The organism is Paenibacillus sp. MMO-177 (assembly GCF_037147795.1).
In the GTDB taxonomy this organism is placed as follows: Bacteria; Bacillota; Bacilli; order Paenibacillales; family Paenibacillaceae; genus Pristimantibacillus.
Genome location: NZ_JBBCUR010000004.1, coordinates 556,781 through 580,379, shown reverse-complemented (window position 1 = coordinate 580,379; position 23,599 = coordinate 556,781). Strand labels below are relative to the sequence as shown.

The 23,599-nt window shown below is 48.5% G+C and carries 22 protein-coding genes; 13 read left to right on the top strand and 9 right to left on the bottom strand.

The features are described from left to right. Nucleotides 1-331: 331 nt before the first annotated feature. Both WFK81_RS18205 and gyrA read right to left on the bottom strand, forming a co-directional pair. Entirely contained in the window at nt 332-1,405 is a 1,074-nt protein-coding gene (locus WFK81_RS18205; RefSeq protein ID WP_336787800.1) for an HD-GYP domain-containing protein, read from the bottom strand. A gap of 39 nt (nt 1,406-1,444) precedes the next feature. Continuing rightward, nucleotides 1,445-3,952: a DNA gyrase subunit A gene (gyrA, locus tag WFK81_RS18200; protein WP_336787799.1), complete on the bottom strand. Its 2,508-nt coding sequence runs from the start codon at nt 3,950-3,952 to the stop codon at nt 1,445-1,447. Between the two features lie 294 nt (nt 3,953-4,246). Between gyrA and WFK81_RS18195 the strand changes: the two genes are divergently transcribed. Continuing rightward, nucleotides 4,247-5,008 (top strand): YheC/YheD family protein, encoded by a 762-nt coding sequence (locus WFK81_RS18195; protein WP_336787798.1) that lies wholly within the window; start codon nt 4,247-4,249, stop codon nt 5,006-5,008. 27 nt (nt 5,009-5,035) lie between these two features. Here the strand turns inward: WFK81_RS18195 and gyrB are convergent, their stop codons facing one another. The 6 genes from gyrB to dnaA form a co-directional block, all read right to left on the bottom strand. Continuing rightward, a complete protein-coding gene (gyrB, locus tag WFK81_RS18190) occupies nt 5,036-6,943 on the bottom strand; it encodes a DNA topoisomerase (ATP-hydrolyzing) subunit B (protein ID WP_336787797.1) in 1,908 nt (635 codons plus the stop codon). A gap of 41 nt (nt 6,944-6,984) precedes the next feature. Continuing rightward, the gene (gene remB, locus WFK81_RS18185) at nt 6,985-7,236 is read right to left on the bottom strand and encodes an extracellular matrix regulator RemB (RefSeq protein WP_012772007.1); all 252 of its coding nucleotides are present in this window, start codon (nt 7,234-7,236) and stop codon (nt 6,985-6,987) included. 30 nt (nt 7,237-7,266) lie between these two features. Further along, complete coding sequence (recF, locus tag WFK81_RS18180; RefSeq protein WP_336787796.1) at nt 7,267-8,376, bottom strand: DNA replication/repair protein RecF; 1,110 nt, start codon at nt 8,374-8,376, stop codon at nt 7,267-7,269. 38 nt (nt 8,377-8,414) lie between these two features. Continuing rightward, nucleotides 8,415-8,630 (bottom strand): S4 domain-containing protein YaaA, encoded by a 216-nt coding sequence (gene yaaA / locus WFK81_RS18175; protein ID WP_167201603.1) that lies wholly within the window; start codon nt 8,628-8,630, stop codon nt 8,415-8,417. Nucleotides 8,631-8,680: 50 nt separating this feature from the next. Then, nucleotides 8,681-9,823, bottom strand: coding sequence for a DNA polymerase III subunit beta (dnaN, locus tag WFK81_RS18170; RefSeq protein ID WP_336787795.1), 1,143 nt, complete (start codon nt 9,821-9,823; stop codon nt 8,681-8,683). A gap of 239 nt (nt 9,824-10,062) precedes the next feature. Continuing rightward, nucleotides 10,063-11,415, bottom strand: coding sequence for a chromosomal replication initiator protein DnaA (dnaA, locus tag WFK81_RS18165; RefSeq protein WP_336787794.1), 1,353 nt, complete (start codon nt 11,413-11,415; stop codon nt 10,063-10,065). Nucleotides 11,416-11,979: 564 nt separating this feature from the next. Between dnaA and rpmH the strand changes: the two genes are divergently transcribed. The 12 genes from rpmH to WFK81_RS18105 all read left to right on the top strand — a co-directional run bounded on the left by rpmH (nt 11,980) and on the right by WFK81_RS18105 (nt 22,941). After that, the gene (rpmH, locus tag WFK81_RS18160; protein WP_015847830.1) at nt 11,980-12,114 is read left to right on the top strand and encodes a 50S ribosomal protein L34; all 135 of its coding nucleotides are present in this window, start codon (nt 11,980-11,982) and stop codon (nt 12,112-12,114) included. Nucleotides 12,115-12,233: 119 nt separating this feature from the next. Beyond that, entirely contained in the window at nt 12,234-12,587 is a 354-nt protein-coding gene (gene rnpA / locus WFK81_RS18155) for a ribonuclease P protein component (protein WP_336787793.1), read from the top strand. Nucleotides 12,588-12,691: 104 nt separating this feature from the next. Then, nucleotides 12,692-13,468 (top strand): YidC/Oxa1 family membrane protein insertase, encoded by a 777-nt coding sequence (locus WFK81_RS18150; protein ID WP_132308067.1) that lies wholly within the window; start codon nt 12,692-12,694, stop codon nt 13,466-13,468. After that, complete coding sequence (gene jag / locus WFK81_RS18145) at nt 13,465-14,097, top strand: RNA-binding cell elongation regulator Jag/EloR (RefSeq protein WP_336787792.1); 633 nt, start codon at nt 13,465-13,467, stop codon at nt 14,095-14,097. Before WFK81_RS18150 ends, jag begins: the two co-directional genes overlap by 4 nt. Nucleotides 14,098-14,181: 84 nt before the next feature. Continuing rightward, on the top strand, nt 14,182-15,561 hold the full coding sequence (mnmE, locus tag WFK81_RS18140) for a tRNA uridine-5-carboxymethylaminomethyl(34) synthesis GTPase MnmE (RefSeq protein WP_336787791.1): 1,380 nt from the start codon (nt 14,182-14,184) through the stop codon (nt 15,559-15,561). A gap of 70 nt (nt 15,562-15,631) precedes the next feature. Continuing rightward, nucleotides 15,632-17,521, top strand: a complete 1,890-nt coding sequence (mnmG, locus tag WFK81_RS18135; RefSeq protein WP_336787790.1) for a tRNA uridine-5-carboxymethylaminomethyl(34) synthesis enzyme MnmG — start codon at nt 15,632-15,634, stop codon at nt 17,519-17,521. Next, the gene (rsmG, locus tag WFK81_RS18130) at nt 17,521-18,243 is read left to right on the top strand and encodes a 16S rRNA (guanine(527)-N(7))-methyltransferase RsmG (protein ID WP_336787789.1); all 723 of its coding nucleotides are present in this window, start codon (nt 17,521-17,523) and stop codon (nt 18,241-18,243) included. Before mnmG ends, rsmG begins: the two co-directional genes overlap by 1 nt. A 320-nt stretch (nt 18,244-18,563) precedes the next feature. Further along, nucleotides 18,564-19,382 (top strand): nucleoid occlusion protein, encoded by an 819-nt coding sequence (gene noc / locus WFK81_RS18125; protein WP_336787788.1) that lies wholly within the window; start codon nt 18,564-18,566, stop codon nt 19,380-19,382. A 140-nt stretch (nt 19,383-19,522) separates the two neighbouring features. Beyond that, the gene (locus WFK81_RS18120) at nt 19,523-20,296 is read left to right on the top strand and encodes a ParA family protein (RefSeq protein WP_336787787.1); all 774 of its coding nucleotides are present in this window, start codon (nt 19,523-19,525) and stop codon (nt 20,294-20,296) included. Then, nucleotides 20,277-21,134: a ParB/RepB/Spo0J family partition protein gene (locus tag WFK81_RS18115; RefSeq protein WP_336787786.1), complete on the top strand. Its 858-nt coding sequence runs from the start codon at nt 20,277-20,279 to the stop codon at nt 21,132-21,134. The genes WFK81_RS18120 and WFK81_RS18115 overlap by 20 nt, the downstream gene beginning before the upstream one ends. A gap of 138 nt (nt 21,135-21,272) precedes the next feature. Continuing rightward, nucleotides 21,273-22,430, top strand: a complete 1,158-nt coding sequence (locus WFK81_RS18110; RefSeq protein ID WP_336787785.1) for an aminotransferase class V-fold PLP-dependent enzyme — start codon at nt 21,273-21,275, stop codon at nt 22,428-22,430. 28 nt (nt 22,431-22,458) lie between these two features. Beyond that, nucleotides 22,459-22,941 (top strand): DUF4446 family protein, encoded by a 483-nt coding sequence (locus WFK81_RS18105; RefSeq protein ID WP_336787784.1) that lies wholly within the window; start codon nt 22,459-22,461, stop codon nt 22,939-22,941. Nucleotides 22,942-22,945: 4 nt separating this feature from the next. On the opposite strand, the gene yyaC is transcribed toward WFK81_RS18105, so the two are convergent. Beyond that, nucleotides 22,946-23,560, bottom strand: coding sequence for a spore protease YyaC (gene yyaC, locus WFK81_RS18100; protein WP_336787783.1), 615 nt, complete (start codon nt 23,558-23,560; stop codon nt 22,946-22,948). Between the last annotated feature and the right edge of the window lie 39 nt (nt 23,561-23,599).

Below are 23,599 nucleotides of genomic sequence, written 5' to 3'. Positions count from 1 at the left end.
TCAGGAAAATCTCAGATGTTTGACTTGCTCATTACTTGTTTTATCGCTTTTCCGTTATAAATAACGGGGCAGTTTCGCTCGTTGTTCAGTTTTCAAAGAACAATTTGTTTTCGTGTCGTTCGCGTTTATCTCAGCGGCGACAAGAGATAATATATCATGAATGCCTATAGGATTGCAAGCACTTTTTAAAAGTTTTTTTGCCAAAGCATGATTATTCTCTTTTGTATCTCGTATTTAAGCTATTTTTCTTATTGAACCGCCACGCCTAAAAGCAGATTTCCTTCTAATAGAGAATAAAGATCTCGCCTATACCACGGCAAGATCTTTATTGTTAACCTAGAACTTCTTTAATATGCAGATGCCTTTCGATAGTCAGGTTGATAATCGAACCGCCAACAGAGACCCATGGTCTTGTCGGGTGTATGGCATCGCTAAACACAATCTCTCCAACTCGATCATCGCTAAGCTTGACGATATTGCCGTTGTGAAATTGCGTTACCTTCTCTACGAACACCCTAACGTATGCAGGCTCCAGCTTTCCGAAGGAATCGCTCTGAATCTGTTCCAGAACGAAATACGGGGAAGCTGCTTTGCGGTAGAACCGATTTAGAGTCATCGCGTGATAAATATCCGCAATGGCAACGATTTTGGCGTATGGATGAATCTTGGAGGAATCTATGGCAAGCGGATACCCGCTGCCGTCAATACGCTCATGATGCTGAAGCGCGGTAAGCTTCACTCCCTCGTTTAAAGAGGCAATGTTCTTCAATAGCTGGTATCCAATTACCGTATGACGCTTCATCTCTTCATTCTCTTCGGCCGTTAAAGCTGTCGGCTTGGCCAATATGGCCGGGTCAATCTTAACGTTCCCTATATCGTGCAGCAGACCGGCAAGAGCGACCTGCATCCAATCCTTACGAGGCAGTCCGCACCACTGGGCAATACGATAAGAGGTTAAGCCGACCAGTATGCTGTTGTGCAGCAAGTAGTCACGCTCCGCAAAATGTCTTGGCATAAACGTAAGCACCTTGTAGCTGCTTTCATACTGCATCATCTTCTCCAGCTGATTCCGGATATCCATCACCGGTATCGGCTGACCCGACCGGATTTCGTTAATAACCCGCTTCAGGACAACAATCATCTGGTCATATTCATCGTGCAGCGGTGTAGCAGAGACAGCAGGAGCTGCTGTCTGCGGCTCCTGCTTTGCGTTGTCCTGCGTTTTATCCGTCTGATTAGCCGGCTGTTCAATCTGAATTTGGGAAACCAGAAAGGCCTGCATAATATCTAATTCTCTAGTTGTGACGATGCGCCCCTTCTGTAACAGCACTCCGCCAAGCGGGGTAAGGACATCTTCGCTGATCTTGTCGCCTAACTTCACCTGTGATAAAGCCACTGTTGCCACAACGGTCCCCTCCCGATGCCTATCCTCTATAGTCCGGTTTTACTCTTCTGCCGGCTCAGTGCCTGCATCAGGAGCTGTATTTTCGAATTCTTCGCCCTCTTCAAGCGACTCGTCCGCTTCTTCGCTGCGCGCGACACGAGTTACGGTAGATACCGTATCATCCTCACGCGTATTGATTAGCTTCACGCCCTGCGTATTACGGCCCATCGTCGAGATGCCTTCCATGCTCGTCCGGATGAGCGTGCCAAGCGCGGTCATAATCATGAGGTCTTCGTCATTCAGAACGACCTTCAAGCTGACAATCGGTCCGTTCTTGTCGGTAACGTTAAGGGTCTTGATCCCTTTACCGCCACGGTTCTGAATCCGGTACTCGCTCATTGGCGTACGTTTGCCGTAGCCTTTGGCCGTTACGATAAGCACATCGTTCTCCGGATTAACAACATCCATGTCAATGACGGTATCGTCATCATCCAGTTGAATGCCTTTTACGCCTGTAGCGGAACGTCCCATTGAACGTACATCCTGCTCAGAGAAGCGGATCGACATGCCTTGTGCCGTCCCCATTACGATCTCCTGGTTGCCGTCTGTCAGCTTCACGCCAATCAGTTCGTCATCCTCGCGGATCGAAATCGCAATCAGGCCGACCTTGCGGATATTCATATAATCGTCAAGCGGTGTCTTTTTAACGATACCTTGACGGGTCGCAAAGAACAGGTAGCTGTCCGAATCGAAGCTTTCTACCGGAATAACCGCATTGATCGTCTCGCCCTGTTCAATCTGAATCAGGTTGATGATCGGCGTTCCCCGGGCAGTCCGGCTGAGATCCGGAATCTCATAAGCCTTGAGACGGTATACTTTGCCTTTGTTCGTAAAGAACAGCAGGTAATGGTGCGTGTTGGATACGAACAGATGCTCAACGAAATCATGTTCTTTCGTATCCATTCCAACGACACCTTTGCCGCCCCGCTTCTGGCTGCGGTAAGTGGTGACCGGTAGACGCTTGATATAACCGGTGTGCGTGATGGAGATAATAACATCCTCGCGAGGGATCAGATCCTCGTCCAGAATCTCTTCATCGCTCACGGTAATTTCGGTACGGCGTTCATCGCCGAAACGTTCCTTGATCTCGTTAAGCTCTTCGCTGATGATGTTGAGCACAAGCTGCTCATCAGCTAAGATCGCCTTGTACTCGGCAATCTTCTTCATCAGCTCCGCATACTCGGCTTCGATCTTGTCGCGTTCCAGACCGGTCAGCCTTTGGAGGCGCATGTCGAGAATAGCTTGCGCCTGCTCATAGCTGAGCGCAAAACGCTCGATCAAGCCTTCGCGGGCAATATCCGCTGTTTGCGAAGCGCGGATCAGCGCGATAACTTCGTCCAAATGATCAAGAGCAATACGCAAGCCCTCGAGAATATGGGCTCTTGCTTCTGCTTTTTTCAGATCATATTCGGTACGACGACGAATAACTTCGATCTGATGCTGCAAATAGTAATACAGCATTTCTCGGATATTTAGCGTCTTAGGTTCGCCGTTAACAAGCGCGAGCATGTTAATGCCGAAGTTGGATTGCATTTGCGTCTGCTTGTACAAATTGTTCAGCACAACGCTTGGTGTTACATCGCGGCGCAGCTCGATAACGACCCGCATGCCGTTACGGTCTGACTCATCGCGGAGGTCGGTAATTCCCTCAATCTTTTTCTCGCGGACGAGTTCTGCGATCTTTTCTACGAGACGTGCTTTATTGACTTGATACGGCAGCTCGTAAACAATAATACGGGCTTTGTTACCATTCTCCTCGATCGTTGCGCGAGCGCGCATCGTTACAGTGCCGCGTCCCGTCAGATAGGCCTGACGGATGCCGCTAAGTCCCATAACGATACCCGCTGTAGGGAAATCCGGGCCTTTTACATAATCAATTAGTTCAACCGGCGTAATATCCGGATTCCGGATCAACGCTTGAATACCGTCAATAACCTCGGTTAGGTTGTGCGGAGGTATATTGGTTGCCATACCTACGGCAATACCGGTTACTCCGTTCACGAGCAGGTTCGGGAAACGCGACGGCAGAACTGCCGGCTCTTTCTCCTCGCCGTCGTAGTTCGGAACAAAATCAACGGTTTCTTTATTTAAATCGCGGAGCATCTCCATGGCGATTTTCGACAGACGCGCCTCGGTATACCGCATCGCCGCCGCCATATCTCCGTCAATCGAGCCGAAGTTGCCATGTCCGTCCACAAGCATGTACCGCATGGAGAAATCCTGCGCCATCCGTACCATTGCTTCATAAACCGACGAATCGCCGTGTGGATGGTACTTACCGATTACTTCCCCTACGATCCTCGCAGACTTCTTGTATGGTTTGTCCGAAGACATGCCTAGCTCCGACATTGCGTACAAAATACGACGATGCACCGGCTTAAGACCGTCCCTTACATCCGGCAATGCGCGGCTTACGATAATACTCATCGCATAGTCCATGAATGAATCGCGCATTTCTGTACCGATGTCACGGTCTTTAATTTGCGAATGCTGTTGTTCTTCCGCCATGTTTTACCTCCCTGACGTCATCAATCTGCAAACCTTGTCAAACTTGATAACCATTATATTACTTTCACAAAAAAGGCACGGCTAAACGCCCTGCATCCGTTTCATCTATGAAACCGACAAATTGCCTAAAAAAATGATAAAAATAGGCAAATACCTCGTATCTTTTCGTGCCCGATCCGCCATAAAATAAACAGACCCAAATTACATTATACCACTCATTCCAAAGTCTGTCTTCTTCTTGATACGCAATCTTGATCGCTTATTACCCGTTCCTATCCGAAAGGAGCAATAACCGTGTCCATCCAATTGGTATACAGCAAATGGGAGAAAACCAATGTACTTCTAAACTCGCCAGCCCTCCGTGAATATATACCTCTAACAAAGCTTTTCAATAAGGAAAACCTGCAACTGATGCTTGACGAATACGGGATGGTCTACGTCAAACCCGTAAACGGTACTTTTGGCAAAGGCGTTATGCGCGTAGAACAACTCAAGCCGGCTTCCAAAGGTTATAAGTATCAATTGAACACCACCATCCGGACTTTTCCCACCTTCGATCTGCTGCACCAAAGCCTTTTGAGAAGAATCAAAACCAGACGCTATCTGGTTCAACAGGGCATCGATCTGCTCCGCCATAAAAATCGGCGCTTCGATATCCGGGTGATGGTGCAGCGCAATGAGAACAACCACTGGGAGGCTACCGGCATTATCGGCCGTCTTGCCCATCCCGAGAAAGTGGTTACCAACTACCACAACGGCGGCACCCCGATGTCTTTCGAACGCCTCATGTCTTCCCATCAATCGCCGACCCAGAAGATGACATACGCGATGCGCCTCAAACAAATCAGCCTGGATATCGCTAGAGAGCTGGAGAAGCATTACCCGGGCCTCAAGGAGCTTGGAATCGATATCGCCATTGATCAGCAGCAGCGGCCTTGGATTCTTGAGGTAAACACAAGGCCCGATGCTTTTATTTTCCGAAAGCTGAAAGATAAAACAATATTCCGCAAAATCTATAAGTACGCTGTTTCCTACGGCCGTTACAAAAAGAAATAGCCGCCCGCATGGACGGCTATATTTTCGTTAAATATCCAGGTTCTTAACGTCTTTCGCGAATTGCTGGATGAAATCACGGCGCGGTTCAACATTGTCGCCCATCAGCGTGTCGAAGATAACGTCTGCTTCAATCGCGTCTTCAATCGATACCTGAAGCATGGTCCGGCTCTCCGGATCCATCGTTGTCTCCCACAGCTGCGTGGCATTCATCTCGCCGAGACCTTTATAACGCTGTACGTTTACTTTAGCGCCTTCACCGAATTCCGCGATAATGTCATCGCGTTCCTTCTCGGATTGCGCATAACGGATAACCTTATTACGCTCGATCTTGAACAGCGGCGGCTGCGCGATATACACATACCCTGCTTCGATAATCTTCCGCATGTAACGGAAGAAGAAAGTCAGCATAAGGGTACGGATATGCGCGCCGTCGACGTCGGCATCGGTCATGATAATAACCTTATGGTAACGTGCCTTCGCCAGATCGAAGTCGTCGCCAATGCCCGTACCAAGCGCCGTAATGATTGCGCGGATCTCGGCATTGCCAAGAATGCGGTCAAGCCTAGCGCGCTCCACGTTCAGGATCTTGCCGCGCAGCGGCAGAATCGCCTGGAAGTGGCGGTCGCGTCCTTGCTTCGCCGATCCGCCGGCGGAGTCGCCTTCGACGATATACAGCTCGCTGATCGAGGCATCCTTGGAGGAGCAGTCAGCCAGCTTACCAGGCAGGGAGCTCACTTCAAGCGCGCTCTTGCGTCGCGTTAACTCGCGTGCTTTGCGCGCGGCTTCGCGGGCTCTTGCCGCCTGAAGACCTTTTTCGACGATTTTACGGGAAACCGAAGGATTCTCATCGAGGAACTCCTGCAGCTTCTCGGCAAAGAACGATTCGACAATACCGCGAACCTCGCTGTTGCCAAGCTTCGTCTTCGTCTGTCCTTCGAACTGCGGCTCCGGAATTTTAACCGAAATAATCGCCGTCAAGCCCTCGCGGACGTCATCGCCGGAGAAGTTGGAATCGTTGTCTTTGATTAATCCCGTCTTGCGGGCATAGTCGTTAATAATTCGCGTTAACGCGCTCTTGAAGCCGGATTCGTGCGTACCGCCCTCATGCGTATTGATGTTATTGGCGAATGAATGGATATTCTCGCTGTAACCGTCGTTGTACTGCAACGAAACTTCAACCTGGATATGGTCCTTCGAGCCCTCTACATAGATCGGCTCCTCATGCATGACTTCTTTGTTGCGGTTCAAATGCTTAACGAACTCGATAATGCCGCCGTCGTACTTGAAAGTATTCGATGCGCCTGTACGCTCGTCAACCAGTTCAATCTCGAGGCCCCTATTCAGGAATGCCAGCTCGCGGATCCGCGATTGGAGCGTTTCGTATTCGTATACGGTGGTGTCGGTAAAAATCTCAGGATCCGGTTTAAACTTAACCGTCGTGCCGGTTTCATTTGATTCTCCAACAATCTTAACGTCATACTGCGGTACACCGCGGCGGTATTCTTGTTGGTAGATATGGCCATGAAGCTTAACGGTAACCGTTACGTGCTCGGACAACGCATTAACGACGGATACACCTACACCGTGCAATCCGCCTGATACTTTATAACCCTCGCCGCCAAATTTGCCGCCTGCGTGAAGGACGGTCATAACGACTTCAAGAGTCGACTTTTTCAGCTTCGCGTTCTCGCCCACCGGAATACCACGGCCATTATCGATAACCGTGATACTGTTGTCCTCGTGGACGCGAACCTGAATTTTTGTGCAGTACCCGGCCAGCGCTTCGTCGATACTATTATCGACAACCTCCCACACGAGATGGTGGAGGCCCTTGCCGCTGGTAGAGCCGATGTACATCCCCGGACGCTTCCGTACCGCTTCTAAGCCTTCGAGGACCTGTATCTGACTTTCATCATACGTATTCTGCTGACTCAACTGCTCACTACTCCTCTCATACCTGTTCGCCTAGGCTGCTTCTAGCCATTCGCCGCAAAATGATGGGCCCGTTTCTTCAAAGTAGAGGATGAAATCGGCGAATAATAGATTTTCTGCTTCGTCACAACAATGGATTTGGGCTCTTCTTCACCAATTGTTTCGACATCTTTGCGTTTACGGGCTCCTGCCACAAACTGCTTGGATAGCTTGGAGGATTGCTCTATCGATATATCAAAAATGGCTACCAGCTCGGCAGCCCGGATAATTTTCTCGCCGCCCAAATGGATATACATGTCCTCCGCCTCCCGTTTAAATGCCCGTTATCAGCGCGTCACTCGGCCTTCCCGCACATCGTAGATCCCGGCATCGCGGAGCTTGCTCACATTTACGCTCTCGAGTCCGGTCGTTGTAATAAACGTCTGAACCTTGCTCTGAAACGTCTCGATGAGCTGCGTCTGACGGTTCTGATCCAGCTCAGACAAGACATCATCAAGCAATAGCAGCGGGTATTCCCCAATTTCCTCGCAGATCAGCTCTATCTCGGCAAGCTTTAGAGACAACGCCGTTGTGCGCTGCTGCCCCTGCGACCCGTACACAGCCGCCTCCTTGCCGTTGATAAAGAAAGCCATGTCGTCGCGATGAGGCCCAACGAGCGACATTCCTCTGCGAATCTCCTGATCTTTCACCTGTGATAACTTTAACATAAATTGCTCAAATAAAACAGATTCATCTTCGGAGGGGCCGCCGTCAAAGGACGGGCGGTACTCAATGGTGAGGCGCTCGCCGCCCGCTGTTATGCCGGAATGAATGTGCTCCGCCCACCGTTGTAATTTATGAATAAAGTGTTTCCTTTTTTTCATAATTTTAACACCGTGCTCGGCAAGCTGCATATTCCAAATATCCAGCATGGCCTGCTGCGAGCCTCCGGGGGTGGCTGTCTTGAGATAATTATTCCGCTGCGCAAGCACCTTGGTGTATTGCGTCAGCGTATGCAAATAACCGGGCTGTACTTGGCCGATTTCCATATCGAGAAACCGTCTTCGTATGCCCGGCGTTCCTTTTACAATTTCCAAATCCTCTGGAGCAAACATGACGACGTTCAGCGATCCGATGAAATCGCTGAGCTTCCGCTGCTCAAGTCCGTTAATCTTTGCTTTCTTGCCTTGCGACGAATACATCAAATCAAGCTTTAGCGTCCCGTAACGCTTCTCCACCTCGCCGTGGATGCGGGCTGAATCGGCTTCCCAGCCGATCAGCTCCTTATCCTTCGAAGTGCGATGCGACTTGGTAAGGGCAAGGGCGAAGATCGCCTCCAGCAGGTTCGTCTTACCTTGCGCATTAGGCCCGACAAATAAATTGACCTTATTGTCCGTCACAAGCTCAAGCTCTTTGTAGTTGCGATAGTTGTGCAATTGGATGCTTTTTAAAAACACGTTCGTTTGTCCTCCCGGCCTGGCTGCTTCTTAAGCACTTATGCCCCGGTCACCGTAAAGACGCCGCAGCCTTCCACTTCAACGCGGTCGCCGACGTACAGCTTTCTGCCGCGGCGGTTATCCACAACTCCGTTTACGTGAACCTCGTTTTCCTGCAAGAAAAATTTCGCGTGTCCACCTGTGGATATACAATCAGCCAGTTTTAAAAACTGTCCAAGGGTAATGTATTCGTCACGAATGGCGATCTCTTTCATCACTTGCTCACCTGCCTTTCACCGTTATTGCCTAAGCTTGAATCAAGATCTTAGTTCGTTGTCCGATAAGGCAAGATGACATACGTGTTGTAGGAATGATCGGTCGGACGAATAACGATTGGGCTCATTGCCCCGGTAAAGCCGATAAAGATCTGCTCGCTGTCGATGACTTTGAGCACGTCCAGCATGTACTTGGAGTTGAAAGCAATCTTAAGCGGCTCGCCGTCGAACTGCTTGGCTTCCAGCTGCTCGGTAACGCGGCCAAGCTCCGTCGAGCTCGAGGAAATTTCGATCGAGCCGTCATCCAGCGTTGTCAGACGAACGATGTTCGTTTTCTCTTCTCTCGACATCAAATACGCGCGGTCGATTGCATCCGTCAAATTTTTTGTATCTAAAACGAGTTCTGTTTTGAACATGCTCGGAATAATTTTAGAAGTATCCGGGTAAGTTCCGTCGAGCACGCGGGTATAGAACAGGACGTTGCCGATCTTGAAAAGCACTTGGTTGTCGGCTACGACAATATCAACGAGGCCATGCTGATCCGGAACCAGCTTCGACAGCTCGACTAACGTTTTCGCTGCGATTACAACATTGTTAAACCGATAGTCTGCGGCGGTCTCCGCTTGCGCGATGCGGCTGGCCAGACGGTGGCGGTCAGTCGCCACAAACTTCAGCTGCTTGTCCTGCAGGCTCCAAAGCACACCGGTCAGAATAGGTGTCTGCTCATTTACGGAGGCAGCCAGAACAGTCTGGCGGATCATCGCCTTGAGAAGATCGCCAGGCATTTGGAACAGCTCGTTCTGCTCGATGGAAGGGAGAACAGGGAACTCCTCAGGATCGAGGCCAACCATCTGAATATCCGTCGAACCGGAACGAATCAGGGTTTGGAAATGAGCGCCTACTTCAATTTCTACATTGTCAGACGGAAGCTTCTTAACGATTTCGACAAAAAATTTAGCGGGAAGAACAACATTGCCCGGTTTATCCACATGTGCAATAACGAGATTATCCCGTTCTACAGGGATAAAGCTTTGAATAGATATATCGGTATCACTTGCCGTTAAGGTAACCCCTTGATGGGTTACTTCAATCTTGATGCCGCCGAGAATAGGAATAGTCGGACGGGAAGAAGCCGCTTTGGCAACCTGCTGGATGGCTTCGTTCAGTTCGTGTTTGGAAATTGAAAGTTTCATGGTTTCACTCCTAAGTCCGTTTCGGATCGATGGTTTTCTAGGTTTTAAAAATCGGCGGAGCCGTAATGGGCGTTTTCGCCCTATTTTGATGATGTTTTTTTAAAAAATATTAGTAGTCGTAGTAGTAGGCGGCCTTAATATGTGGATAACCGTCTAAAACACGGATAAAGCAAGCCTATCCACATGTGTATAGCTTGTGCATAGGCTTGCTTGGTTGTTCATATAGAAGTGAATAACTTTTACGTGTGATTTTTGATCTTCTCGGTCAGATTCTGCAAAATCTTGTACAAGTCCTGGTCTTGCTTCAGCTGCTGCGAAATTTTCTCGTGCGCATGAATAACGGTCGTATGGTCACGCCCTCCAAACGCCTCGCCGATCTTCGGGAGCGAATAATCGGTTAGCTCGCGGGAGAGATACATGGCAATTTGCCTCGGATAAGCGACGGCTTTGGTCCGTTTCCGCGCTTTGAACTCTTCGAGACGCAAACCATAGAACTCGCCAACCTTTTGCTGAATATCGTTTATGGTGATCATCTTCGGACGGCTTGACGGAATAATATCCTTCAATGCCTCGGCAGCCAGATGGGATGTAATATCCTGATTTATAAGCGAGGAGTAAGCGACCACTCGAATGAGGGCGCCTTCCAGCTCACGAATATTCGTATCGATCTGATTTGCAATGTAGACCATCGCTTCGTTCGGAATATCCAGGTTCTCGGCTTTTGCTTTTTTCCGCAAAATCGCGATCCTTGTCTCCAAATCCGGTGCTTGAATATCCGTTATTAATCCCCACTCGAACCGCGAACGCAGCCTTTCCTCCAAAGTCGGAATTTCCTTCGGCGTACGGTCGCTGGAGATGACGATTTGCTTCCGTTCTTCATGCAAGGCATTAAAGGTATGGAAGAATTCCTCCTGGGTCCCGTCTTTGCCGGCCAAAAACTGAATATCGTCAATCAGCAGCACGTCAATATTGCGATACTTGTTGCGGAAGCTCTCGCCCCGGTTATCCCGGATCGCATTAATGAACTCGTTCGTGAATTTCTCGGACGAAATATACATAATCTTCGTGCTTGGATTGTGATCCATGATGTAGTGGCCGATGGCGTGCATCAAGTGCGTCTTGCCAAGTCCTACGCCGCCGTATAAAAAGAGCGGGTTATAGGCTTTCGCCGGCGCTTCCGCCACGGCAAGCGATGCGGCGTGCGCAAAACGGTTGTTGGCCCCGATAACAAACGTATCAAACGTGTATTTCGGGTTAAGCATATGGGAGAAAGACTCTTCTTGTACGATCGGCGCTTCCGCAGCCTTTGGCGCAGCGATCGGCGCGGGTTCAGCCGGCTTCGCCTCTTCGATCGAAAAGCGTACGTCTACCTGCCTGCCGAGAAACTCAAACAAGGTGTTGCGAATTAATTTGGTATACCGGCCTTCCAGCCATTCAGCCGCAAATGTTGTCGGCGCCGTCACTTCCAGGAGCGAATCGTTCACGAAGGAAGCTTTGGTCGCTTTAAACCAGGTATCGAAACTGGGTTTGCTTAGTTTCGTCTGAATGATTGACAACACTTGCTGCCATAAATCATAGGTATGGCTGTCCACAGACGTCACTCCTTATCAAAAATCGCCGAATAGGCGCAATTAAGCCAAATCATGTCGAATGAATGGTGATTATTACGAAATACCCACAATATGAAGAATAATAGGAACATGAGTTATGAATAGGGGATGAGTTTGTTCACATTGTTATCCACAGGCTGTTGATAAAAGATGCTAAATCGATGAGGTATTCACACCGAAAACATATTAATCATAGCAAAAGATCCCTTGTATTTCAACGAATTGTGAGATTTTATCCACAAATTCAATAGCTTGTGCATAAAAGTTATCTACACCACTACATATTGTTAATATCTTGTTACCATTTCGACAAAGTTCGTCTAAAGTCCCGAAAAATTATGCACATGTTATTAGTTTTCCGACAAAGGGTCTCATTCCATACATTTATCCACAATATTTGGATGGGAGCGTTTTTAATTGACTTTTTGGGCTCGGCGTGGTTTAATAAAAAAAGCGTGTTTCAAAAATTAGCTGTTACAGAGAACAAGCAGATCGGCGCTGAGCCGTACTGTTTTGAGTACTTGATATACGGGAGGTGCAGTTCAGATGAGACCTACATTTAAACCGAATGTAAGCAAACGCAGCAAAGTACATGGCTTCCGCAAACGGATGAGCTCGAAAAACGGACGTAAAGTTTTGGCAGCGCGTCGTCAAAAAGGCAGAAAAGTTCTTAGCGCATAAGCAAAAGACCACGTCGGGTGGTCTTTTTTTTTGCCCTGCGGGCGATACTGATAAGTAGGTCCGCGGGGCAAGCATACATAAAGCGTTATTAATATGAAGAAAGAACGGTGAGCCTGGTCGTGCAAAGAAAATTGCGTCTGCGTAACCGCGCTGACTTCAACCGGATCTATCGTTACGGCAAATCGTTTGCCAATGGACAGTTTGTCGTGTATTGGTCGAGGCAGCCGGTAGCGGAGCCATTCCGGTTAGGCGTCTCCGCCAGCAAAAAAATCGGCAACGCGGTTGTGCGCAACCGGATGAGGAGAGTTATTAAGGAAATCGTCCGTTTGAACGGAGACAAGATCGTGCCGAATACCGATTTTATATTAATAGTAAGAAAACCTGCGGTTGAGATGGAGACAAAGCAGCTGGAGAAGAGCGTTTTTCACGTGCTTAAGAAGGCCGGTTTGCTGAAGAAGGACGCACGATATTAGCAATAGCGGCCAGCATTTCCAAGTTGTTTCTTTGTCCTATTATTTATGGTATAGTTTAGTCAATAAAATAATGCTTAGTATGGAGTGTTCAGAGAGGAGATTTGGTGTTGGTTTTAAAAGGAAACCGCAAGTGGCTGCTCGTACTGGGTATGGTGCTGATGGTTGCTTTGCTATCGGGCTGCGCACCGCATAACGCAACGACGAGTACAGCCGATTTGCAGCACGGCAACTTCTGGGAAAAGAACGTTGTTTATTACTTTGCCCTTACCCTCGATAAGTTTGCAGACTGGTTCAACGGTTCGTATGGACTAGCTATCCTGCTCATTACGATTATTGTTCGTACGGCAATTTTGCCATTAACGCTCAAGCAGTATCGCAGTTCCAAAGCGATGCAGGCGATTCAGCCGCAGATGGCTGAAATCAAGAAAAAATACAAAGATAATCCGCAGAAACAGCAGGAAGAGACAATGAAGCTGTTCCAGGCGAACAAGGTCAATCCAATGGCCGGCTGTTTACCGCTTCTTGTTCAGATGCCTGTGTTTATGGCGCTTTATAACTCGATCTACTGGAATCCCGAGGTTCGTACGCATGAGTTCCTGGGCTTGCAGCTTGGCGAACCGGGACCTTGGTATTTCCTCCCGATCATTGCTGCGGCTACGACATTCGTTCAGTCGAAGATGATGCAGAAGCAGCAAACGCAAACTATGCCGGGCATGGGAGCGATGCTTATGATCTTCCCGGTCCTGATCTTCGTGATGGCCCTTAATTTCCCGTCGGCGCTTCCGCTGTACTGGATTTTCAGTAACATTTACACCATTATCCAAAACTACTTCCTGTACGTTCGTTCATCAAACAAGGGTAAGGAGGCCCTCGCGAAATGAAGAAAATCGTAGCATCAGGAAAAACGATTGATGATGCTGTACGGAGCGGTTTGACACAATTAAAAGTAACCAAGGATCGCGTCAAAGTGCTCGTTATGGAGCAGCCTTCCAAAGGTCTGTTCGGACTCATTGGCGTAAAGGAAGCGAAGGTTGAACTGGAGCTTATACCCGATCCAACGATTGAAGCAGAGCAATTTCTTCGTGATGTGGCAGAGGCGATGGGACTTACGATCGCTATCGAACGGAAACAAACGAAAGAAGCAACTTATCTGTCCGTTTCGGGCGGAGGGGATATTGGCATGCTGATTGGCCGGCGCGGTCAAACGCTTGACGCGCTGCAGTACTTGGTTAACATTGTGGCAAATCGATACTCGGACAGCCATCTTCGGATCGTGCTTGATGCGGAGGATTTTCGCGAGCGTCGCCGCAAGACGCTGGAGGAATTATCGGAACGCCTTGCCGGCAGAGTTGTCCGCACGAAGAAAGAAGTCGTGCTGGAACCGATGTCGTCGCATGAACGCAAAGTGATTCATTCCCAGCTTCAGAACCACCCAAGGGTAAAAACTTACAGCAAAGGCGACGAGCCAAATCGGCGAGTTGTTATTGCTTTAAAGGAAAAGCAGATGTAAAGTTAGATCCATACGTTATTCAATTCGCAGCAATGGCTCTCGTGGTCATTGCTGTTTTTCCATTTGAGAGGTGCATAAAAGCTGATGGTACACGATACGATTGCGGCGATTTCGACGGCGGTTGGAGAGGGCGGCATAGCCATTATTCGCGTCAGCGGTCCTGATGCCATAGAGGGAACCGCGCGAATTTTTCGTTCAAGAACCGATTTGCGGGATGCGGCAACGCATACCGTACATTACGGTCATATTATAGATCCGAAGAATGGGGAACAGGTTGAAGAGGTTCTTGTAACCGTCATGCGCGGTCCCCGTTCGTTCACGGCAGAGGATGTCGTCGAAATTAATGCCCATGGCGGCGTTGTGGCGGTAAAGAAGGTGCTCGATCAGGTGCTTCTGCAGGAGGGCATGCGGCTTGCGGAGCCGGGCGAGTTCACGAAGAGAGCTTTTCTAAACGGCCGGATCGATCTGATGCAGGCGGAGGCGGTTATTGACCTGATCCGTTCGAAGTCGGATCGGGCATTCTCGGTTGCGCGCAAGCAGGCGGAGGGAACCTTGTCGAAGCGGATTAAAGCCCTTCGGCAGACGGTGATTGAGCTGCTTGCTCATATTGAGGTCAATATCGATTACCCTGAGCATGACGTCGAGGATCTGACAAGCAACTATATCCGTGAGCAAAGCGGGTCCGCGCTGGAGGAGATCGGCAAGCTGTTAAAAACGGCGAATGAAGGTAAAATATTGCGAGAGGGCATTATGACCGCTATCGTAGGACGCCCTAATGTGGGCAAGTCCTCCTTGCTTAATATGCTTGCGCAGGAGAATAAAGCGATCGTGACGGATATTCCGGGTACGACGCGGGATGTTATCGAGGAGTATGTGACGCTTAATCACATTCCTCTTAGACTGCTCGATACGGCAGGCATTCGCGAAACGAGCGATGTCGTGGAACGGATCGGAGTCGAGCGTTCGCATAATGCGCTGGAAGAAGCCGATTTGATCCTGTTTGTGCTTAACAATAACGAGCCTATTCATGAGGATGACCGTGCGCTCCTGGAGAAGGTGAAGGACCGCCAGCTTATTCTTATTATTAATAAATCGGACTTGGAATCGAAGCTCGAGATGGCTGAGATTGAGGCATTGATCGATGAAGAGCGGATTGTCCGCATGTCTGTGCGCGAAGAGGAAGGTCTTGACCGGCTGGAAAAGGCGATCAGCAAGCTGTTCTTTGAAGGGCAGCTGGATTCCGGAGATTTGACATATGTCAGCAACGTTCGGCATATTTCTTTGCTGAAGCGTGCGCAGCAATCGCTTATTGATGCCATTGATGCGTCGAATTCCGGCATCCCGATTGACTTGATTCAGATCGATGTGCGTTCCGCATGGGAATCACTTGGCGAAATATTGGGCGATGAGGTTGGCGATTCGTTGATCGACCAGATCTTCTCGCAGTTCTGCTTAGGCAAATAAGAAATAACGATGACGACCGGCAGGGTTTGTGAACCCTTGCGCGGTTTGATGAATTGGAGGGATAAAGAAAATGACCTATGAAGCTGGGCAATACGAAGTGATTGTAATTGGAGCGGGTCATGCCGGTGCGGAAGCAGCGCTTGCTTCCGCGCGAATGGGCTGTGAGACGCTTTTGCTTACAATCAACCTGGACATGGTGGCCTTTATGCCATGCAACCCGTCGATCGGGGGACCGGCAAAAGGACATGTCGTACGCGAGATTGATGCGCTAGGTGGAGAAATGGGCCGCAATATCGATAAAACATTTATCCAAATGCGGATGTTGAACACAGGCAAAGGACCCGCTGTTCACGCGTTGCGCGCACAGGCGGATAAATTCTCTTACCAGCATACGATGAAGAAGACAATCGAGGAGACGGATCATCTCACGCTTCGCCAAGGCATGGCGGAAGATTTGATTGTCGAAGATGGCAAAATTATCGGCATCGTGACCAAAACAGGCGCTATTTATCGGGCTAAAGCGGTTGTCATTACGACGGGCACCTACCTGCGCGGCAAAATTATTATGGGCGAGCTGATGTACGAGAGCGGCCCGAACAACCAGCAGCCATCGGTGAAGTTGTCCGCAAGCCTGAAGGAGCTTGGCTTCAAGCTCGCTCGCTTCAAGACAGGCACGCCGCCGCGCGTGCATAAGGATACGATTGATTTTTCGAAAACGGAAATCCAACCGGGCGATGATAATCCGAAGTTTTTCTCGTACGAAACCAAATCCTCCGACAATGAACAGCTGCCTTGTTGGCTGACGTATACATCGGAAGCAACACATAAAATTATCAACGATAATTTGCACCGTGCCCCTATGTTCTCCGGAGCGATTGAAGGTACGGGTCCGCGTTATTGTCCGTCAATTGAAGATAAAATCGTCCGCTTCGCGGATAAACCGAAGCATCAAATCTTCCTGGAGCCGGAAGGCAAGCATACGTCGGAATATTATGTGCAAGGACTTTCGACAAGTATGCCCGAGGATGTACAGCTCGGTATTTTGAGATCTATTCCAGGTTTGGAAAATGTTGAGATGATGCGTAACGGCTATGCGATTGAATACGATGCGGTTGTACCGACTCAGCTATGGCCATCGCTGGAGACAAAGCTCGTCGACGGGTTATTCACAGCCGGACAAATCAACGGCACTTCCGGTTATGAAGAAGCCGCGGGACAAGGCATTATCGCGGGTATTAACGCAGCGCGCAAAGTGCAGGGGAAAGAGCCGGTTATTATCGACCGTTCCCAAGGCTACATCGGTGTTATGATCGATGATTTGGTGACGAAAGGGACCAACGATCCTTATCGTCTTCTTACTTCCCGTGCCGAATACCGCCTGTTGCTTCGTCATGATAACGCGGATCTTCGTTTGACTCCAATCGGTTATGAGATTGGACTTATTTCGGAAGAACGTTATCAGGCTTTCCTTCATAAGAAAGAGCTTGTGGCTCAAGAAATCGAACGGCTGGGTACGGTGAAAATTAAGCCGGAGGCTGCTCAGCCGGTACTCGATGCCGCGAATTCGGCTCCTATTGCTTTTACAATGGATGCCTTGTCGCTGCTACGCCGTCCGGAATTGTCCTATGCGCTGCTTGAGCAGCTGTCGCCTTCCGATCTTCCGTTGACGGAAGAAATGAAGGAACAGGTTGAAATTCAGATCAAGTATGCCGGCTATATCGAGAAGCAAATGCATCAGGTTGAACGCTTGAGCAAGATGGAGAAAAAGAAAATTCCCGATGATATCGTATACAGCGAAGTGCACGGGTTGGCTTCGGAAGCAAAACAAAAGCTGGCGGATATCCGTCCATTGTCGATCGGCCAGGCATCTCGGATTGCAGGCGTTACCCCGGCGGACATCTCCATTTTGCTTGTATATTTGGAACACTATAACCGGGTGACGGCAGCGAGAGGGCAATGATGACAGAGACGCATGTTTGGTTTGAAAAGCTGCTGGGGGAGAACGGCATCACGTTATCCCCGAAGCAGCTCGAACAATTTGATTCCTATCACCGCTTGCTGGTGGAGTGGAATGAGAAAATGAACCTAACAGGCATCACCGAACGGGATGCCGTATTTGAGAAACATTTTTACGATTCAGTTTCGTTATCGTTCTTCGTTAATATGAAAGAGGTAGGCAGCATTGCCGATATCGGATCCGGAGCAGGGTTCCCAAGTATTCCGCTCAAGATTTGCTTCCCGCATCTGAAAGTTGTCATTGTCGATTCGCTAAACAAGCGGATTCAATTCCTGAATCATTTAGTCCAAGAGCTTGGGCTCGAGAATGTGAACTGTGTTCATGGCCGTGCTGAGGATATCGCGAGATTGCCAGAGTATAGGGATTCCTTCGATCTTGTAACGGCAAGAGCGGTTGCGCGACTGAATGTATTGAACGAGTTTTGTCTGCCTTTCACCCGCAAGGGCGGAACCTTTGCCGCAATGAAAGGCTCGCAAAGTGTGGAAGAGGTGAAGGAGGCTGCCGCAAGCCTGCGTGAGCTTAAAGGGAAAGTTCGTGCAGAGCATGCCTTCAAATTGCCGTTTGAACAGTCGGAGCGTTATATCGTTCTCATCGACAAGACGGATTCTACTCCAAAAAAATACCCGCGCAAAGCAGGCACTCCGCTGAAGCAGCCGCTTGTGTAGCGGATATTGCACAACCTCCGTATGTTCCACGTGAAACATACGGAGGTTTTTATTTGCGACTATTCGAAATATTACGAAGATCAAGCAGGAAAAAACCGAAGGGAAGTCGAAATAAAAGAATAGAGATGGCATCCCGGTTTGAGATGGTTTTACATAGGGTTTGCAGCAGATCCGCTAGTTTCTCCAACGAGGTTGTCTGAGAGAGGCAATATAGATAAAATGGTAGTAACGGGAATTTACCGTTAATGCATAGCAGCACATCTTGGAAACCAACCAATATAACGGCAATGGTTTCTTGGTCGGGTGGTAGAGTAGATAATATGAAAGAATCATTTTCCCGTTTGTTCGGTCTAAGTGATCAGCGGAGCGGTCAAGAAGAGGTTCGGCAAATTCCTATTCAAGATATTGATACGAGTCCATTCCAGCCTCGGACAATTTTCGATGATGATCGTATCGATGAGTTGTGCCAAACGATCAAAACGCATGGCGTTATTCAGCCTATCGTTGTTCGCGCGCGTAATGGCAGATACGAGATTATTGCAGGCGAACGTCGTTGGCGTGCGGTTACGAAGCTTGGATACGATACAATTCCGGCTATTATCCGCGAGTTTAACGATTCACAGACGGCATCAATTGCATTGATCGAAAATTTGCAACGCGAGAATTTGACGGCGATTGAGGAAGCGGTAGCCTACCAAAAGCTGATCGAGCTTCATGAGCTGACACAGGAGAGCCTTGCGCAGCGTTTAGGCAAGAGCCAATCTACAATTGCAAACAAGCTGCGGTTGTTGGGATTAAATGACACTGTCAAAGAGGCGCTTGCTAGTCGTAAAATATCAGAGAGACATGCAAGAGCTTTGCTTTCTCTTGATACGGAAGAGCTGCAGAATCAGGTGCTTGAAGAGATTATTGCGAAGGAATTAAATGTCAAGCAGACGGAGAATCGCATTGCTTCTCTAAAGGAAGAACCGAAGGCGAAGCAAACGAAACGTTTTGCAATGCCGAAGAACACGCGTCTCGCTTTTAATACCATTCGTCAGGCTGTACAGATGGTGTCCAGTACGGGAATGGAAATCAAGGCGGATGAAAAAGACCTTGGCGATTTTTACGAAATAACTATTCATATACCGAAAAATTAGCTTTGCGTAAGTCATCTATGATGAACGTAATAGTACTAATCCGGGCCGTCCTCTTTTGAGGACGGCGAAACCGTTTATACCGATACGTTTCACCGTTTGATCATCAGGGATTAAAAGTTTGGACACAGAGGTGAACAAGTTTGTCTAAAATCATTGCAATAGCCAATCAAAAGGGCGGTGTTGGTAAAACGACAACGTCTGTTAACTTAGGGGCTTGCCTGGCAACACTCGGTAAACGGGTACTGCTCATTGACATTGACCCTCAAGGTAACACGACAAGCGGAATTGGCATTAACAAAGCAGACGTAAATAATTGTATCTACGATGTGCTTATTAACGATGTGCATCCGAAGGATGCCATGTTTGAAACAAAGATTGATGGTCTGAACATCATTCCGGCAACCATTCAGCTTGCAGGTGCCGAGATTGAAATGGTACCAACGATTTCGCGCGAGCTTCGTCTGAAAAAAGCCTTGTCTCTTGTTAAAGATCAATTCGATTACATTCTGATCGATTGCCCGCCATCGCTTGGCTTGCTGACGATTAACTCTTTGACAGCGGCTGATTCGGTTATCATTCCAATTCAATGCGAATATTACGCGCTGGAAGGGTTAAGCCAGCTCTTAAATACAGTAAGGCTTGTTCAAAAGCATCTGAATACCGCTCTTCAAATCGAAGGCGTATTGTTGACCATGCTGGACGCGCGGACTAACTTGGGTATTCAGGTTATTGAAGAAGTGAAAAAGTATTTCCAACAAAAGGTATATCAAACTATCATTCCGCGTAATGTTCGTTTGAGTGAAGCGCCATCTCACGGCGAGGCTATTATTACGTATGACCCAAGATCAAAAGGTGCTGAAGTATATCTTGAACTTGCTAAGGAAGTGATTATGTATGAGCAAGCGGCTAGGTAGAGGACTTGATGCGCTTATTCCATCGCTTTCGGTAAGCGAAGACGATAAAGTCATTGAAATTCAATTGGCGCAACTGCGTCCAAATCCATACCAACCACGTAAAACGTTTGATGACGAGTCCATTAAGGAATTGGCAGAGTCGATCAAGCAACACGGTGTTATTCAGCCGATCATTGTACGGACAGTATTGAAGGGTTACGAGATCATTGCGGGGGAAAGACGGTTCCGTGCTTCCCAGCTCTGCGGAAACGCAACGATCCCTGCAGTCGTTCGAGCATTTTCCGATCAACAGGTTATGGAAATCGCCTTAATTGAAAACCTGCAGCGCGAAGATCTGAATGCGATTGAAACAGCTATGGCTTATCAAGGGTTAATGGATAAGTTTAAGCTAACCCAGGAAGAATTGTCGATGAAGGTGGGCAAGTCTCGTTCTCATATCGCAAACTTCCTTCGCCTTCTTGCGCTGCCTGCTGAGATCAAAGACAATGTTTCACGTGGAACAATCTCGATGGGCCATGCCAGAGCGTTGGTAGGTATTAAGGATGCAGCGGTACAAAAGGATATGGCCAACCGCACCGTCAGCCTTGGGTGGAGCGTGCGCGATCTGGAGGAAGCGATTCAAAAGCTGGAAGTGAAGGAGACGGCAGAAGCGGCAAAAGCGAAAGCGAAGTCGAAGAAACGGGATCCATATATCGAGAGCTTGGAAGAGTCGCTAAGAGACCGTTTTAAAACAACGGTTAAAATTAAACAGCAAAAGGATAAAGGCAAAATCGAGCTGCAATACTTCAATAAACAGGATCTTGAGCGGTTGCTCGAGCTACTCCAAAATATGGCATAATTTATGCAAAATTCTAGCATACCAAAGTTGTAATCTTTGTACTGAAAGATTAAACTAAGGTATGCTATTCTTATGTTCTGTTGTGGTATTTGAGAGAGAGTTTTGAAAGGAAAGAAAGAGAGAGGAGGATGGAATAAGGTGGAAGGGGTTATCTATCTGGACCATGCTGCAACATCGTGGCCAAAACCACCGATTGTACTCGAGGCGATGCAGCATGCCATGCTGCATGAAGCGGCAAATCCGGGACGGGGCAGTCATCGAATGGCCGTAAAGGCAAGTCGGGTCTTGTTTGATACGCGCAAGCAATTAGCGAAGCTGTTTCGGATCAAAAATCCGAATGATATAGCCTTTAGCGCTAATACGACAGCCGCATTAAACATGGCGATAAAGGGCTGGGTGAAGAGCGGGGATCATGTGATTGCAACTTCGGTTGAACATAATTCGGTAAGACGACCTCTGGAGTATTTAAAGCATGCTCTAGGTATTCATGTCACGTATGTAGAAGCGGACGAAGCTGGTCGAATTCAAGTGGAACGGATTGCTTCGGCCATAACTGCACAAACTTCGTTGATTATCGTTAACCATAGCTCTAATCTGCTTGGCACGATTGCACCGGTCGCCCAAATTGGCGAACTGGCCAGAAGCAAAGGAGTAAAGCTGCTTGTTGATGCGGCTCAAAGCGCCGGGATCCTGGAAATTGATGTCGAGGCGATGGGGATCGATATGTTGGCTTTCCCTGGTCATAAAGGATTGCTTGGTCCACAGGGCACAGGAGGCCTATACATCCATCCTGACGTTGATCTCGTTCCTCAGCTGCATGGCGGGACAGGAAGTCAATCTGAGGCTCCTGAACAGCCTAGCGTGCGTCCTGACCGGTATGAGGCGGGTACGCAAAATACACCCGGCCTGGCAGGGCTCAAGGCGGGTGTCGAATATGTTCTGCATGAGACGGTTCATAACATCCATACTAAGGAATGGGCATTAACCCAGCGGATGATGGATGGACTTTTGGCAGTAGACGGGATTAAGGTTCTTGGGCCAAAGCTTGGCGAGCAAAGAACTGGAATTGTCTCATTCGTGGCGGACGGAATAGATCCGTCTGAAATGTCCTTTATTCTTGATCAGCATTATCAAATTGCGGTTAGAGCAGGCTTTCATTGCACGCCGCTAGCCCATGCCTGTGCAGGTACGATTGCGACAGGCGCAGTACGAGCAAGCGTAGGTTGTTTTACAACAGAGCAAGAAGCGGATGCCCTTGTTGCAGCAGTGAAAGAAATACGGAAGCAATATTCTTAGCATATTTTTCTGGGGGCGGAAGTTCGAAATGGATGAGTGGACGAATAACCCGATGAATGGGGTAACGGTTGTACTGGCATTGTTGGTCATCGTGTTATTGATTAGAGTTTCGATTGTTGGCAGAAGACTGAAAAAGCTTAGAAAGCAGTATGTGGAGGTAATGGGCAACACAGGCGTTACGAACCTGGAAGAAGTCATTATTGATCTAAAACAGTCTATTACAGCACAGGAGCTGCAAAGCGAAAAGCTGCAAAAACAGCTGGAACAAGTGAAGGAAGTGCAGCAGCAAGAAAAAGGCCGTGTTGGTGTCCTGCGTTACAACGCATTCGAGAATCAGGGCAGTGATCTTAGTTTCTCTATTGCAGTCGTGAATGCGGCGCAGGATGGAGTAGTGATCTCGGGGCTGCACAGCCGGGAGAATACTTATGTGTATGCCAAGCCGGTAAGCAAAGGCGAATCGAACTATACGCTTACTCCGGAAGAGCGCAAGGCAATAGCTGAAGCTAAATAGATTGCTAAGAACCCGGATGTTCCAGGGCTGCTGCCTGCTCTCTGGAACGGGCGGAAACATGAATGCTGTTCATAATGGAGGAGAATACGCTGGAAGCGATGATGTCGGCCATTTTCATGACCAGATGTAAACGCGTGTTTTGCAAGACAAAATACTCCATAAAGCCCCCGACGTTAACAATGCCTGTAATATGGATATCGCCAACAGGGGGAAGCTCTTTGTTTACACCGGCGCCAGGTCTTACAGGGCCTGTGCCTACTTGAATCGAGCCAATGCTGGATACTTGCCCAAGGCAGGCATCAATGCCGATCACAAACGGCTTCTGATAAGTGCGGTTGATCTGATGAAGTGTCTCTTCGAGGTTCATGGCATGTACAGGCTCTTCTAAAGTGCCGTAAAGGGAAAAGTAGGGGCTCTGATATTTGGAAAGGGTCGTGCCGATCAATGGACCAAGGGAATCGCCGGTTGAACGGTCTGTTCCAACACAGACGATGACGATAGGCCGTCCCGCGGACATTTCATCAATCATAAGAGAAAGCCGGCTGACGATTTGGCCAACAGCGTTCGCTTCCGTGTAAGGAACCTTTAACGGTACATCCTTCAAAAATGATAGTTTCATAGAATCCCCTCCGTAAATGCCAATATGATACTAGTATAT